The sequence below is a fragment of the Uliginosibacterium sediminicola genome (genome assembly GCF_039631295.1).
GTDB classification, from domain to species: domain Bacteria; phylum Pseudomonadota; class Gammaproteobacteria; order Burkholderiales; family Rhodocyclaceae; genus Viridibacterium; species Viridibacterium sediminicola.
The window spans coordinates 270609-285057 of sequence record NZ_JBDIVE010000001.1; the positions used below are offsets into that span (position 1 = coordinate 270609).

Genomic DNA, 14449 nt, shown 5'->3' on the forward strand with positions numbered 1-14449 from the left:
GGCGGGCCTTTTCTTTAACTGCCTCAGTGATCCGGATTCCGACCCCACACCGCAAACACGCGATGCGGCGCCTGCAGGACTTCGCTCGGGAAGCGCTCGGCCAGCATCTGCGCGTGCTCGGCATCGAACTTGGCGACGGCCTCCGCTGGCAAACTGGCGGCGACACCCGCGCTGGCACGAATGCGTCCTCGCCAGCTCTCATGCGATCTGGATTTCGCCCTCGTCGCGCTGCGCCGTGCGCTGGGTCTGCCACGCGGCGCAGCGGCCAGGCTGTTCTGCATCGGGCGCGTGCCCGGCTGGCTGGCCCATGCGCTCGAACAAGCTACGCAGGGCGAGCTGATCCGGCCGCGCGCGCAATACGATGGCCCGCCGCCAAAGCGAGCGCCCGCCGCCGGCCGCATCATCAAGCGCTGATCAGGACAGACTCGCGCTCGCCAGCTTGAAGCCGAAGCCGATGAACATCGCGCCAACACCACCGGTGGCGCCCGCCGCCAGACGGCTGCGCTGGCGGAACTGAGCGGCGAGGAAGGCTCCGCCGAAAATCAGCGCCGACAGATACAGCGCGCTGAAAAACTGCACCACCAGGCCGAGGATCAGGAAGGACAGCGCGGGATGCGCATACTGCGGATCGACGAACTGGATGAAGAAGGAGATGAAGAACAGGATCGCCTTGGGATTCATCAGGCTGATCAGCAAGGCACGGCTGAAGGGGTTGCTGCTGTCCTCCAGCGGCGCTTGCACGGCAAGCTGCTGCGGGCTGCGCCAGCGCTGCACGGCGCCGCGCAGCAAGCCCAGCCCCAGCCAGGCCAGATAAGCGGCGCCGGCGTACTTGATGAGCATGAAGGCCGCCGGATTGGCGCGCAGCAAGGAGGCCGCACCGGTCGCCGACAAAAGCATCAGCACGCTGTCGCCAAAGAAAATACCGCCGGCTCCGCGATAACCCTGCAGCACGCCACGCCGCGAGGCGACCGACATCACGTACAGCGAGTTAGGGCCGGGCAACAGCACGATGAAGATGGTGCCGAGCACGAAGGTAGCGAGATCAGTGATGCCGTAGAACATGACGCATTACACAGGTGGGGCGACAGAGTGCTCATCATACCTGCCGCCCTCGCACTCAAACCTGACATGACGCAGCCACCGCCGCACGCTGGCGCCACGGCCAGGCGTCGAGCAGGCGGTTCGCCAGCTGATTGCAGAGCAGGCTGAGCAGGACCAGGGCGGCGCCCAGCAGCTCCCAGAGACCAAAGTGCTGGCCGCGCAGCACCGCCACCGTCAAGGCGGTGAGCGGCACGATATTGATAAACAACATGCCGTTCTGCGCACCGACGGCGCGGATGCCCATGTTCCAGCTCAGCACGGCGAGCACCGCACCAACCAGCACGACAAACAGCAGCGCGGGCGCCAGGGCGGGCCAGTCAGCCGGCTGCGGCAGGCGCACAAAGCCCAGGCGGTGCGCGCCCCACCAGGCCAGCAACAGAAAGATGGCGCCACCGCTGCTGCTCAGCGCCGTGTAGCGCAGCGGCGACCAGCCCGGAAAGCTGGCCATGCCCATCGAATAGAGTACCCAGCAGGCGCCGCCCAGAATCATCATCAGGATCGGCAGCAGCGCGGCATGCTCCGCCAGGCGCGCGATATGGCCATCGGTGCTCAGCAATACGACGCCCAGCAGCGCGAGGAGCAGCGCAATAAAGCTGCTCGCGGCAGGCCGCCGGCCGCTGCGCGCCCAGCCGATCAGCACTGCGATCAGGGGCTGCAAGGCCATCACGATGGCGCCGAATTCCGGCCGCGACATCGTCACGCCGTAGAACATGAACAGATTGAAACCGCCAAAGCCCAGCGCGCCGAGCGCAAACAACTGCGCGCTGCGCCCGGCCGGACGCAGCGCAGCGGTACCTTCACGCCAGGCCAGGATGAGCAGGAACAGCGGCGCGGCAATGCCGTAGCGCAGCAAGGTCATCGACAAGGCATCCATATTGGCGAGGATGAACTTCGAAATAGGGAAAGTCGCACCGAAAATCACGGTGGCAAACAGCAAGGCGCTGGTGGCGCCCAGCCGGCCCGGATGCGAGGTCTGGGAGGAGCTCTGACTCATGATCAGCCTTTCTACAGGGGAGTCAGGCCAGTGTAACGAGCTCGAACCTGCGCAAAAAGTAATACACTCCAGCAGGATTGTTTCTCAAAAAGCGCAAATCATGGAACGCCTGATCAATATGGCGAGCTTTGCCGAGGTCGTCGAAGCGGGCAGTTTTTCAGCGGCGGCCGAGCGTCTGGACAGCTCCCGCGCCGTGCTCAGCAAGCGCATTGCCGCGCTGGAAAAGGACTTCGGCGTCACCCTGCTGCATCGCACGACGCGCCGCCAGAGCCTCACCGAAGCCGGGCAAGCGCTGTACGAACACTGCCGCCGCGTGCTCGACGAGATGAACAGCGCCGAAGCGCGTTTGCACGAACTCTCCAGTACGCCGCGCGGCACCTTGCGCGTCTCGGCGCCGCACTCCTACGGCAATCGCGTGCTCGGCACGCAGATCGCGCAATTCCTGCTGCGCTACCCGCAGATCCAGGTCGAGCTGCAGCTCAGCGATCAGTTCGCCGATCTGGCCGGCACCGGCGTGGACATCGCGGTGCGCCTGACCAATACGCCCGCTCCCGGCCTAGTCGCGCGCCGCCTGCATGATCTGCGCTACGTGCTGTGCGCCTCGCCGGCCTACCTCGCCCGCCACGGCACGCCGCGCCAACCAGCCGATCTGCTCAGCCATAACTGCATCTACTATGTCGGCGACATCACGCAGAACCCCTGGCAGTTCATCGACGCCGCAGGGCAGCGCAGCGAAATCGAGATCGCCGGCCGGCTGACCGTCAATAGTGCCGAGGTGATGCGCAGCACAGCGCTGGCGGGCCTGGGCATCATCGCCTTGTCACGCTATCTGCTCGAAGACGAACTGCAGCGCGGCGACCTGGTCGAGCTGCTGCCGGACTACCGCATGCCGGACCGGCAGATCTACCTCGTGACCCTGCCCGACCGCCTGCTGCCGGCCAAGACGCGTGCCTTCATCGACTTTCTGCTGCCGGCGCGCGCAGCATGAGCACATTGCCGAGTACCGCGCAGGCGATGCCGGCGAGGGTCCAGCCGCGCCATACAAAGCCCTCGAAGCCCGCCGACAGCAGCAGCGCCAGAATCGGCACCAGCACCGCGATATAACCGGCGCGGCCGGCACCGATACGCCCCATCAGCGTGAAATAGCTGAGGAAGGCGATGATCGAACCGAAGATCGAGAGATACAGCAGCGAACCCAGATACGCTGGTCGCCAATCAAACTGCAGCGGCAAACCCAGCGCTGCGGTGATCAGCAAGGCCGAGGCACCGCCGACCAGCATCGCCAGCGCGGTGCTCGGCAGCAAGGGCAGCGCCGCATTGTGATTGCGCTGCGCCAGCAGATTGCCGACCGAGCCCAGCACGGCGGCCAGCAAGCCGAAAGCAATGCCATGCAAGCTGGCGGCATTGCGCATGCCTGCCACCTCTGGCCAGAACACCAGCACGATGCCGAGCATGCCCAGCGCCGCGCCGGCCAGAGCGCGCCGCTCGAAGCGCTTGCCGAAAACCAAGCGCATACCCAGCAGATTGAACAGCATCATGCTCGAATTGAGCACCGCCATCAGTCCGGAGCTCATCGCCGTCTCCGCCTCATACACGCAGATGTAGCTGACTCCGAACAGCAGCAGGCCTTGCAGCACCGTGTACCCGAGATCGCGCCCGCTGCCACGCCAGCGCTCGCCGCGCAGCCAGCTCAATAGCAGCAGGATGGCGCCGGCCAGCACGAAGCGGAAGCCGACCGACGCCGAGGGCGGCACGCTGCCGAGCTGGAAGGTGATGGCCAGCCAGGTCGAGCCCCAGATCAGACTGGACAGCGCATAGAGCAGCAAATTGGACAAAACCGGCACGTCCTCAGCTACGCGGTGGCCAGACAAAATCGCGCGGCCGCCGTACCAGCTGGCGCAGCAGATAGCCCAGCAAGGCACCGCCCTGATGGAAGCGCAGGCGACGCGACTTGAGCGCCACCTTCATGGCCAGCGCGAAGCTCACCGCCAGATTGGTCAGGCCGATCAGGCCCACGCCCAGCGCGAGGATCAGTGCATCATGCCAGGGCAGCTGGAAATCCAGCGCCGCCAGGCCGTAGGCCAGATTGGCCGCGCCGAAGGTGACATGGCGAATGTCCAGCGGCAGCCCGAGCATGAAGCCCAGGGTGCCCATGCAGCCAAGCATGAAGCCGAAGAACAGATTGCCGGCGAGAGCGCCGAGATTGTGTTCCACATACACCGCCAGGCGCTCCTGACGCGCTGCGCCCAGCAGATGGCGCAGCCAGCGCACGCGGCGCAGACGATCGGGCACGCGGTTGTAGATCGCCTTGTTGTCGTAGTAACCGGAAATGAGGCCGGTGAGGAACAGGCACACGCCGGCAATCGCCGCATGCGGCAAGGCCATGCTCAGCCAGGGGTGCAGATCGTGCAGCACATGCTGCGCTTTCTCGACCGGCAAGGGCGAGTGGCCGAAGCCGAACAGCCACAACCAGGCCACCAGCAAGGAGCTGATGAAGGCCAGCAACACATTGCCGGCAATGGCGATGAACTGCGAGCGGCAGACCTGGATGATGGTCTCGCCCATCTCGGCCACCGCACCACTGCCCTGCTGGCCGATGGTGGCGGCGAGGGCGGCTGCCGTCATCGCCGGCTGCTTGGTGGCGATGGTGAAACCGAGCAGATGCACCAGCACGAAACCGAGGCCGTAATTGAGGCTGAAGCCCAGCGCCTCCCAGGCCGGCGGCAGGTGCAGGGTGGCGATGAAGTTCTTGCACAGCGCCATGCCGGCGACGATCACGCCGGCACCGGCGGCGGCGCGGAACATCGCGAAGAACTCGCCGCGATTGCGCGTCACGTAATGCTCGCCGGTGCGGCTGGCGTGCTCGGTCACTTGCAGCGAGAGCAGGTCGGTGACATCGCGGATCAGCTCGCGCACGCTGCCGCGCCGGCTTTCTGCCGCCACCAGATTGCAGAAGAAACGGCTGGCCGCCGGCAGGCGCGCCGCCCCCGCTTCGGGCAGCAGCAGATCGAGCAGCACATCCATGCGCTCGATGATCTGCTGGGCGCGCATCAGGTGCCAGCTGAGTTTCACCGCCGCGCCGCCCTCGTGCGAGAGCTTGCGGATGCGCTGCAGCGCTTCACGGCACTGCGCCAGCAAGACTGCGGCGTGTGCCTGATCAGGCGCCACCGCGCCGGGCGCGGCAGGCAGGATCAGCAATTCGATCTCGCGCTGCTGCGCGAGGAAGGGCGACTCGTACTGCGCCAGCGCCGGGTAATAGCGCACCATCTCCGGCTCCAGCCCCAGCGCGGCCAGACGGCAGGCGAGCACGCGCAAGGCTTCGCCGATCTCGTGGCGCAGCTGCAGCTGACCGGCGTCAAGCGGCCCCTGATCCATGCCCAGCGCGGCCAGCAGCTCCTGCCACAGGGCATCGGGCACGGCGGCGAGCCAGCGCGCGTCGTCCTCGCGGACGAACAGCTCGTCGAACAGATCGCTGAGAAAGCGCGCATCAAGCGCCGGCGGCAAGATGCGGTTGGCGATGCGATGGCGCAGCTCGGAGAAGAAACCGGTATTGCCGAGAATGCCGCTCTCGGCAAAGAAGAAACTGTGATTGCGCGCCGCCAGCACGCTGGCCAGATAAGCGCGCAAAGCCAGCGCCAGATGCGGCCGGCTGCGCAGCACATCGATCAGCAGGCACAGGCGGTTGCGCGCATCTTCGTGATCGTTCGCCTGCACGGGCCGCAGGGCAGCGACCAGTTCAACCAGCAGCGCCGGATCGCTGCTATCAGGTGCGGCGGCGACCGCTTCGAGCAATGGGTGCAAGGCGGGCATGCGGACTCACTGGCAAGGAAGGCAGCACAGTTTAGCGCCTCCTGCGTTTTAAACCAGCCGCGGCGCTTTTCGCTACACTGCCGGCGTAAATGATTCATCATTTCGTGGCAGGCTCTGCACCACGCGGCATGCCGCAGAACAAGCCCCGACACCTCATCGACAGGAAGCAAAACACATGGCCATGGACGTCATTGATTACGAAATCTTCGGCAACGAAATGCAGTACGTCGAGATCGAACTCGACCCGGGCGAAGCCGCCATCGGCGAAGCCGGCGCAATGATGATGATGCAGGACGGTATCAATATGGACACCGTCTTCGGCGACGGCGCAGCCCAGCAAGGCGGCCTGTTCGGCAAGCTGCTCGGCGCCGGCAAGCGCCTGCTCACCGGTGAATCGCTGTTCACCACCATCTTCCACAACGAAGGCGTCGGCAAGCGTCGCGTCGCCTTTGCCGCACCCTATCCGGGCAAGATCATCGCGGTGAATCTGGCCGAGCTGGGCGGCACCCTGTTGTGCCAGAAGGATTCCTTCCTCTGTGCGGCGCGCGGCGTCTCGCTGGGCATCGCCTTCCAGCAAAAGCTCGGCGCCGGCCTGTTCGGCGGTGAAGGCTTCATCATGCAAAAGCTCGACGGTGACGGCATGGCCTTCGTGCATGCCGGCGGCACCCTGGCGGTCAAGGACCTCGCGCCCGGCGAAGTGCTGCGCGTCGATACCGGCTGCGTGGTGGCCTTCCAGCCCAGCGTTGATTTCGACATCCAGTACGTCGGCAAGATCAAGAGCGCGCTGTTCGGCGGCGAAGGCCTGTTCTTCGCCACGCTGCGCGGTCCCGGCCGCGTCTGGCTGCAATCGCTGCCGCTGTCGCGTCTGGCCAATCGCATCGTGATGGCCGCGCCGGCTGCCGGTGGCCGCAGCCGCGAGGAAGGCTCGCTGCTCGGCGGCTTCGGCAATCTGCTCGATGGCGATGACTGAGCGCACCTGAGGCCGGCATGAGCCAGATCCCCGCCCGTCTGTTCAGCCCCGGCCTGCCAGCGGCCGGGCAGGATGTCGTCCTGCTCGTCGAGGGCAAGACCCTGCGCATCCTTGAACCCTCACGCTACTTGCCCGAGCGCGGCATCCAGCTGCGCCGCGTGGGCTTCGACCTGAAGGGTCTGGAACTGGCCTGGGACGATGGCGCCGGCCGCCATGCCCTGCAGATACTCGATGCGCAGGCCGCCGCCACGCTGATCAGTGCCTTGCCGCCGACTCTGCATGAAGCCCTCGCCGCGCTCGCGCTGAGCGGCCGCAAGCAGCGCCGCGCCAGGCGTCTGGGCTGGAGCGCGCTGGCGCTGTTTTTCGCCACGCCGCTGCTGATGCTGGGGCTCTTCCTCGCCTTTGCCGACCCCATCGCCGGCTGGATTGCCGAGCGCATTCCGCTCGAACAGGAGCGCAAGCTCGGCGAGGCCAGTTTCACGCAGATGAAGGCCGAACTGCAGCTGCGCGACGACAGCGAAGGCGCGCAAAAGCTGCGCGAACTGGGTCAGCGCCTGACCCAGGGGTCGCGCTACAACTACGAATTCCACCTCGCCGACAAAACCGAGATCAATGCCTTCGCCCTGCCCGGCGGCATCATCGTCGTGCACAGTGGCCTGATCCGCGCCACCACGCGGCCCGAAGAACTGGCCGGCGTGCTGGCGCATGAAGTACAGCATGTCGAACTGCGCCACGGCCTCAAGAACATCGTCAAGCAGCTGGGGCTCACCGGGCTGTGGATGTTCGCCACCGGCGACATCGGCAGCGGTCTGGCGGGCAGCGCGGCAACGCAATTGCTGAGCCTCAAGTTCTCGCGCGATGCCGAACGCGAAGCCGACGCCCACGGCCTGGACAGCCTGCTGCGCAGCGGCATCGACCCGCGCGGCATGCCGGACTTCTTCCGCATCCTCGCCGACAAAGCCGGCGCGCCGCCGGCGATGCTGTCGACCCACCCGCAATCGGCCGAACGCGAACAGGCCCTGCGCGACAAGCTCGCCAGCTTGCCACCGGTCCCCGCCAAGCCGCTGGGCTGGCAACCCTGGCCACCGGCGTTATGAGCGCCCTGCGCGGCCTGCTGGCGCTGGGCCTCAGCATGCTGCTGATCAGCGCGCGTGCGGAAGTCGCAGCGCCCGCCTGGCAGCCGCTCGCCTATGCGCCAGCGCCCGCCGACAACCCGCTCAAGGGACTCGTGCCCTACGCCGGCGCCGCCAATCCCGACAATTTCCCGGCGAGCATGGAGTTCAGCTACTTCCCGCTGTCCGCCGTGCTGCAGGCCGAGGATCGCTACGACTGGCGAGCGCTCGAACGCTTTCTCGATGCCGCCGCCGCGCGCGGCCGCCAGGCGGTGTTCCGCTTCTATGTCGAGTATCCGGGCAAGTCCGGCAGCATCCCGCCCTTCCTGCTCGATGCGGGCCTGGCAATCACCCGCTACAGCCGCCCCAGCACGCCACCGCGCCCACCGGTGGACAACGAAACGCCCGACTACAGCAACCCGGCGCTACGCGCTGCCATGGTGAAGTTCATCCACGCACTCGGCGCACGCTATGACGGCGATGCGCGCATCGGCTTCATCACCGCCGGCCTGCTCGGCATGTGGGGCGAATGGCATGACAGCCCGCGCAACGATTTATTCGCCAGCAAGGCCGTGCAGCAGGAAATCATGGATGCCTATGCGGCGAGCTTCCGCATCACGCCCATCCTGCTGCGCTACCCGGCCGGCGCGACGCATCCGGTGTATGCCGACAATGCGCAGGCGCGCTTCGGCTATCACGACGACTCCTTCGCCTGGGGTACCCTGGGCAGCAAGGACTGGCATTTCATGAATCTCACCCGCGCGGCCGGCCAGGTCGCCCTGCAAACCTGGCAGACCCGGCCCATCGGCGGCGAGATCCGCCCTGAGGCCTGGGGCAAGGTCTTCGATGCCGAACCGGGCAACGCCGCCATCGAAGACTTCCGCGCCTGCGTAGACGCCACCCACGTCAGCTGGCTGATGGATTCGGGCATGTTCCGCGCCGGCAATCCGCCAGAACGCCGCCAGCGCGCCCTCGAGGCCGTGCGCCACATGGGCTACGAATTCCAGGTGACGCAGGTCGCGCTGCGGCCGGCCGACGCGCAGCTGGCGGTCGCGCTGCAGATCAGCAATCTGGGCGTAGCACCGTTCTACTACGCCTGGCCCATCGAAGTGGCCTTGCTCGGCGCCGACGGCCAGCTGCTCGGCCCGCGCGGCGCGGCGGGCAGCGTGCTGGCCATCCTGCCCGGCACGCCGGCTACGCGTGAGGCACAGCTCGACACGCGGACGCTCGCCGCCGGACGCTATCGCGTGCTGCTGCGCGTGGCCAATCCGCTCGCGCTGGGCAAGCCGCTGCGTTTTGCCAATCAGGCGCAGGATCAGGATCTGCCCGGCTGGCTGAGCCTGGGCAGTGTGGAGATAGGCCAGCGCGGCCGCTAAAAACGCAGCCTCAGTGCTGCGGCAAGCCGTGGTCCGGCGCACGCAGCGGCAGATGCAGGCAGACCGTAGTGCCGCAGCCGGGCTCGCTGCTGAGCCAGACATGGCCGCCCAGCAAGCCGGTGACCAGGCTATAGGTGATATGCAGGCCGAGGCCGGCACAGCCCTGCCCCAGGCGCGTGGTGAAGAAGGGGTCGAACACCCGGCTCAGATACTCGGGCGCGATGCCATGGCCGTTGTCACAGACCAGGATCTGCAGCTGCTGCGCGTCGAGCATGCTGGCGGTGATCGACAGACGCCCGCCGGGCAGATCGGCAAGGCCGTGCTGCAAGGCATTGCTGAGCAGACAGGTCAGCACCTGCTGCAGCTGCGACGGGTAGCCATCGAGCATCAGTTGCGGCGGCACATCGCATTGCAGCTCGCAGCCGGATTTGCGCAGCGACGTAGCGAGCAGCAACAAGGCGTTGTCGACCAGGGTACTGAGCTGAAAGCTGACGCGCTGCGCGTCGTCACGCTCGACGACGATGGCCTTGAAGCTGGCGATCAGGTCGACCGCACCCTGCAGGACGCCATCGAGCAAGCGCCCGGCCTCACAGGTGTTGCCGATGAAACGTTCGAGCTCACTGCGCCGCAAATTGCCGGCCTGCAGCTGGCGCTGCATGCTGTCGGCACGCTCCTTGAGGCTACTGGCGAACAGCCGCGCATTGCCGATCGGCGTATTGAGCTCATGCGCCACGCCGGCCACCAGGCGGCCCAGGCTGAGCAGCTTGCGCGCCTCGATCAGTGCGCTCTGGGTGCGCTGCAACTCCTCGATGGTGCGGGTCAGCTCGGCATTGCGCTGATCCAGCACGGCCGTGCGCTCGGAGACACGATTTTCCAACTGGGCATTGAGCGCGCCGAGCATCGCGTAGCTGTGCTGCAACTCGTCCACGCGCGCGTGTTCCTGCAAGTCCATGACATTCCGTTCGATGGCGATGGCCGCCAGATGCGTCGCCGCCTGCACCGCCTCACAGTGAAAAGGCAGCGGCTGCGAAGGCTCGGCGTAGTACAGCGCGAAAGTGCCCAGCACCTGGCCTTCGCGCCCGATGATCGGGCTGGACCAGCAAGCCAGCAGCTGATGCGGCAGGGCCAGATGGCGAAACGCCGCCCAGCGCGGATCGCTGCGCACATCTTCAGCCAGCACCGGCTGAGCGGTGTAGGCAGCGGCGCCACAGGAGCCCTCGTTGGGGCCGATACGCATGCCGTTGATGGCCGCCGTGTACTCCTCGGGCAGGCTGGGCGCCGCGCCGTGCTCCAGGCGATCACCTTTGAGCAGCAGCACCGAACAGCGCACATCCGGCGCCAGCGCCTCGACCCGGCGACACAGCAAATCCATGCTTTGATAGACGCTCTCGCCACAGGCCACGGCTTCGAGCACCTGACTCTGCAAAGCCAGCAGGTCGGCCGAGCGCAGCACCAGCTTGGCAGCGATGTCCGCACCAATGTCCGAACCCATGTCCGAACACTTTCCCATGATGGCTCCTTGCAGAATCTTACATTCGGCAATGTGCGCCAATGCCCAGAGGGCCGCAAGGCGGGTTTGTCGCAAATACGGGAATATGCCAATCGGGCAAACCCGGGCATGTACTGCAGCGTGGAACAAACGGGCCTATGAAGCCTGCCGCGCCTCCCCTATCATTGCGCCCTTGAATCCCAGCCGACGTCCGCCATGAGCCTCTCCCTCCAGCAGCTTGAACTCCTCGCCCCGGCGCGTACCGCAGAAATCGGCCGCGAAGCGGTGCTGCATGGCGCAGACGCGGTATATATCGGCGGCCCCGGTTTCGGTGCGCGCACCAATGCCGACAACCCGGTCAGCGACATCGCCGGCCTGGTCAGCTTTGCCCACCGCTACGGCGCGCGCATCCTCGTCACCCTCAACACCATCCTCCACGATGCCGAGCTGGAGCTGGCGCGCAAGCTCGCTTACGAGCTCTACGATGCGGGCGTCGACGGCCTCATCGTGCAGGACATGGGCCTGCTCGACATCGACCTGCCACCGATCCAGCTGCACGCCTCGACGCAATGCGATATCCGCACGGTCGAAAAAGCCAAGTTCCTCAGCCAGGTCGGCTTCTCGCAGATCGTGCTGGCGCGCGAGCTGACGCTGCAACAGATAGCCGCCATCCGCGCCGCGGTGGCGCCCGAAGTGGCGCTCGAATTCTTCATCCATGGCGCGCTGTGCGTGGCCTTCTCCGGCCAGTGCTACATCAGCCACGCACATGCCGGGCGCAGCGCCAATCGCGGCAGCTGTTCGCAGGACTGCCGCCTGCCCTACACGCTTGAAGACAACCAGGGCCGCGTCGTCGCCTTCGACAAGCACCTGCTGTCGATGAAGGACAACGACCAGAGCGCCAATCTTGCCGCGCTGGTCGAGGCCGGCGTGCGCAGCTTCAAGATCGAAGGCCGCTACAAGGACATGAGCTACGTGAAGAACATCACGGCTCACTATCGTTTGCTGCTCGACGAGATCCTCGAGGCGCGCCCCGAACTGGCAGCCTCGTCCGACGGTCGCTGCAGCTTCAGCTTCACGCCCGAGCCGGACAAGACTTTCAACCGCAGCGCTACCGACTACTTCGTCAATGGCCGCAAGGAAGACATCGGCGCCTTCGACGCGCCGACCCATGTCGGCCTGCCACTGGGCGTCGTCACCAAGGTTGGCGCAGACTGGTTCGAGATGAGCAGCAGCGCGCCGCTCGCCAATGGCGACGGCCTGAGCTACATGAACAAGCGCGAAGTGCGCGGCATGCAGGCCAATACCGTGCAGCCCGTCGGCGCGGGCTGGCGCGTCACCACCAACCAGAAGATCAGCGAACTGGCTGGCCTGAAGATCGGCACGCAGATCAGCCGCAATCGCGACCACCACTGGGAACAGGCGCTGCTGAAGAAGTCGGCCGAGCGCCGTATTCCGATCAGTCTGCGCTTCAGCGAAACGGCCACCGGCTTCGCACTGCAGGCCAGCGATGCGCGGGGCGTCAGCGTCAGCGTGCAGCTGGCGCAGGACAAAGTACCGGCGCAGAACGCCGAGCGTGCCGAGAGCAGCTTGCGCGAGAGTCTGGGCAAGCTGGGCAATACCATTTTCAGCGCTGGCGAGATTCGCATCGACTGCACGCAAGCCTGGTTCATCCCGGCCTCGGCGCTCAATGCGTTGCGTCGCGAAGCCATCGAAAAGCTCGAAGTGGCGCGTCTTGCCGCCCTCAAACCCTGGACGCGCGCCGCTGCCGTCGAGCCGCCGGTCGCCTACCCGGAAACTTCGCTGAGCTATCTCGCCAACGTCTACAACGATGCCGCCCGGCGCTTCTACACCCGGCATGGCGTGACCCTGATCGACGCCGCCTACGAGGCGCACCAGGAAGACGGCGAAGTCTCGGTGATGATCACCAAGCACTGCCTGCGCTTCTCCTTCAACCTCTGCCCCAAACAGGCCAAGGGCGTGCAAGGCGTGCAGGGTCAGGTCAAGGCCGAGCCGATGACCCTGGTCAATGGCAACGAGCGCATGACATTGCGATTTGACTGCAAGCCCTGCGAAATGCATGTGATCAGCAAGATGAAGAAACACATCTTCCAGAGCCCGCCGCCAAGCGCGGTGGAAGTACCGCTGACTTTCCACCGCGTCCGCCCCGACCGCAGGAATGCCTGATCCGCTCCTCCAGTTCCGCCTGTTCGGCCGCAGCTTTCCCTTGCTGCCGATCATCGTCGCCAGCGCGCTGTTCATGGAGAACATGGACTCGACGGTGATCGCCACCTCGCTGCCCGTGATCGCCCGCGACCTGCTGGAAGATCCGGTGGCGCTCAAGCTGGCGCTGACTTCTTATCTGGTCAGCCTGGCCATCTTCATCCCGATCAGTGGCTGGATGGCAGACCGCTTCGGCTCGCGCACGGTGTTCCAGTCGGCGATGGCTGTGTTCATGGCCGGCTCGATACTGTGTGCATTTTCGAGCACGCTGGGCGGCTTCGTTGCCGCGCGCTTCGTGCAAGGCATGGGCGGCGCGATGATGATTCCGGTCGGCCGTCTGGTAATCCTGCGCTCGACCGAAAAGTCCGAGCTGGTGCGCATGCTCAGCTATCTGACTATTCCCGCCCTGCTCGGCCCGGTGATCGGCCCGCCGCTGGGCGGCTTCATCAGCACCTATTTCCACTGGCGCTGGATCTTCTTCATCAATGTGCCGATCTCGATCCTCGGCCTCTACCTGGCGGCGCGCTTCGTGCCACAGGTGCGCGAGGCGCGGCTGCAGGCCTTCGACCTGCCGGGCTTCGCACTCTCCGCCTTCGGCCTCGGCCTGCTGATGACCGGCTTCGCGACCCTCGGCCGCCATCTGGTGTCCACTCCGGTTGCCGTGGCCTGCTTGCTGATCGGCGCCCTGCTGTTTGCCGGCTACCTGTGGCACGCCGCGCGCACGCCCGCACCGCTGCTGGAGCTCAAGCTGTTCCGCCAGATCAGCTTCCGTTCCGGTGTGGCAGGCGGCTTCCTGTTCCGCATCGGCATCGGCGCGATTCCCTTCCTGCTGCCGCTGATGATGCAGCTGGGGTTTGGCCTGAGCCCATTTGAGTCCGGCATGCTGACCTGTGCCACCGCTGTCGGCGCGCTGTTCATGAAGACCGCGGCCGCCAGCATCCTCAACCGCTGGGGCTTTCGCCGCGTGCTGATCGGCAATACCTTCCTGGTCGCCGCCTCGCTAGCGGTGATCGCCTCATTCACCGTGCATACGCCGCATGTGCTGATGATCGTCGCGCTGTTTCTCGGCGGCTGCCTGCGTTCGCTGCAATTTACCAGCCTCAACAGCCTGTCCTACGCCGACATCGAGCCGGCCAAGATGAGCCAGGCCACCAGCCTGGCCAGCGTGGTGCAGCAACTGGCGGCCGGCATGGGTGTGACGGTCGGCGCGGCAGCGCTGCAATCCTCACGCGCATTGCTCGGTCATGCCGACTTCCTGCCGCTGGACTTCTCGCTGGCCTTCCTCTGCGTGGCCGCCATCTCGCTCTGTTCGCTGTACTTCCTGCTACGCCTGCCGGCCAATGCCGGAGCGGCATTGACCAACGGCGAACACTGAGG

At 65.9% G+C, this 14449-nt stretch carries 13 protein-coding genes; 7 read left to right on the forward strand and 6 right to left on the reverse strand.

The genetic code is table 11. From position 1 onward, the window contains the following. Positions 1 to 23: 23 nt before the first annotated feature. Entirely contained in the window at positions 24 to 152 is a 129-nt protein-coding gene (locus ABDB84_RS01330; RefSeq protein WP_345917865.1) for a hypothetical protein, read from the reverse strand. A gap of 28 nt (positions 153 to 180) precedes the next feature. Between ABDB84_RS01330 and ABDB84_RS01335 the strand changes: the two genes are divergently transcribed. After that, on the forward strand, positions 181 to 414 hold the full coding sequence (locus ABDB84_RS01335; protein WP_345917866.1) for a citrate/2-methylcitrate synthase: 234 nt from the start codon (positions 181 to 183) through the stop codon (positions 412 to 414). Here the strand turns inward: ABDB84_RS01335 and leuE are convergent, their stop codons facing one another. Beyond that, complete coding sequence (gene leuE / locus ABDB84_RS01340) at positions 415 to 1062, reverse strand: leucine efflux protein LeuE (RefSeq protein WP_345917867.1); 648 nt, start codon at positions 1060 to 1062, stop codon at positions 415 to 417. Positions 1063 to 1117: 55 nt separating this feature from the next. Next, positions 1118 to 2095, reverse strand: a complete 978-nt coding sequence (locus ABDB84_RS01345) for a DMT family transporter (protein ID WP_345917868.1) — start codon at positions 2093 to 2095, stop codon at positions 1118 to 1120. 100 nt (positions 2096 to 2195) lie between these two features. On the opposite strand from ABDB84_RS01345, the gene ABDB84_RS01350 reads away from it, so the two are divergent. Further along, positions 2196 to 3083, forward strand: a complete 888-nt coding sequence (locus ABDB84_RS01350) for a LysR family transcriptional regulator (protein WP_345917869.1) — start codon at positions 2196 to 2198, stop codon at positions 3081 to 3083. Here the strand turns inward: ABDB84_RS01350 and ABDB84_RS01355 are convergent. After that, positions 3049 to 3930 carry a DMT family transporter gene (locus ABDB84_RS01355; RefSeq protein WP_345917870.1) on the reverse strand — a complete coding sequence of 294 codons (882 nt, stop codon included), beginning with the start codon at positions 3928 to 3930 and terminating at the stop codon, positions 3049 to 3051. The genes ABDB84_RS01350 and ABDB84_RS01355 overlap by 35 nt on opposite strands. Before the next feature lie 13 nt (positions 3931 to 3943). Continuing rightward, the gene (locus ABDB84_RS01360; RefSeq protein ID WP_345917871.1) at positions 3944 to 5905 is read right to left on the reverse strand and encodes a site-specific recombinase; all 1962 of its coding nucleotides are present in this window, start codon (positions 5903 to 5905) and stop codon (positions 3944 to 3946) included. A gap of 175 nt (positions 5906 to 6080) precedes the next feature. Between ABDB84_RS01360 and ABDB84_RS01365 the strand changes: the two genes are divergently transcribed. The 3 genes from ABDB84_RS01365 to ABDB84_RS01375 are packed head-to-tail and all read left to right on the forward strand — an operon-like array spanning position 6081 to position 9363. Then, positions 6081 to 6875, forward strand: coding sequence for a TIGR00266 family protein (locus tag ABDB84_RS01365; protein WP_345917872.1), 795 nt, complete (start codon positions 6081 to 6083; stop codon positions 6873 to 6875). A gap of 17 nt (positions 6876 to 6892) precedes the next feature. Beyond that, on the forward strand, positions 6893 to 7972 hold the full coding sequence (locus ABDB84_RS01370; protein ID WP_345917873.1) for a M48 family metallopeptidase: 1080 nt from the start codon (positions 6893 to 6895) through the stop codon (positions 7970 to 7972). Further along, positions 7969 to 9363 (forward strand): DUF4832 domain-containing protein, encoded by a 1395-nt coding sequence (locus tag ABDB84_RS01375; RefSeq protein WP_345917874.1) that lies wholly within the window; start codon positions 7969 to 7971, stop codon positions 9361 to 9363. The genes ABDB84_RS01370 and ABDB84_RS01375 overlap by 4 nt, the downstream gene beginning before the upstream one ends. A 10-nt stretch (positions 9364 to 9373) precedes the next feature. Here ABDB84_RS01375 and ABDB84_RS01380 read toward each other — a convergent pair whose 3' ends face one another. After that, entirely contained in the window at positions 9374 to 10873 is a 1500-nt protein-coding gene (locus tag ABDB84_RS01380; protein WP_345917875.1) for a sensor histidine kinase, read from the reverse strand. Positions 10874 to 11068: 195 nt separating this feature from the next. On the opposite strand from ABDB84_RS01380, the gene ABDB84_RS01385 reads away from it, so the two are divergent. Together ABDB84_RS01385 and ABDB84_RS01390 are read left to right on the forward strand one after the other, a co-directional pair. Then, positions 11069 to 13036: a peptidase U32 family protein gene (locus tag ABDB84_RS01385; RefSeq protein ID WP_345917876.1), complete on the forward strand. Its 1968-nt coding sequence runs from the start codon at positions 11069 to 11071 to the stop codon at positions 13034 to 13036. Then, positions 13029 to 14447 (forward strand): MFS transporter, encoded by a 1419-nt coding sequence (locus ABDB84_RS01390; protein ID WP_345917877.1) that lies wholly within the window; start codon positions 13029 to 13031, stop codon positions 14445 to 14447. Before ABDB84_RS01385 ends, ABDB84_RS01390 begins: the two co-directional genes overlap by 8 nt. Positions 14448 to 14449: the final 2 nt, after the last annotated feature.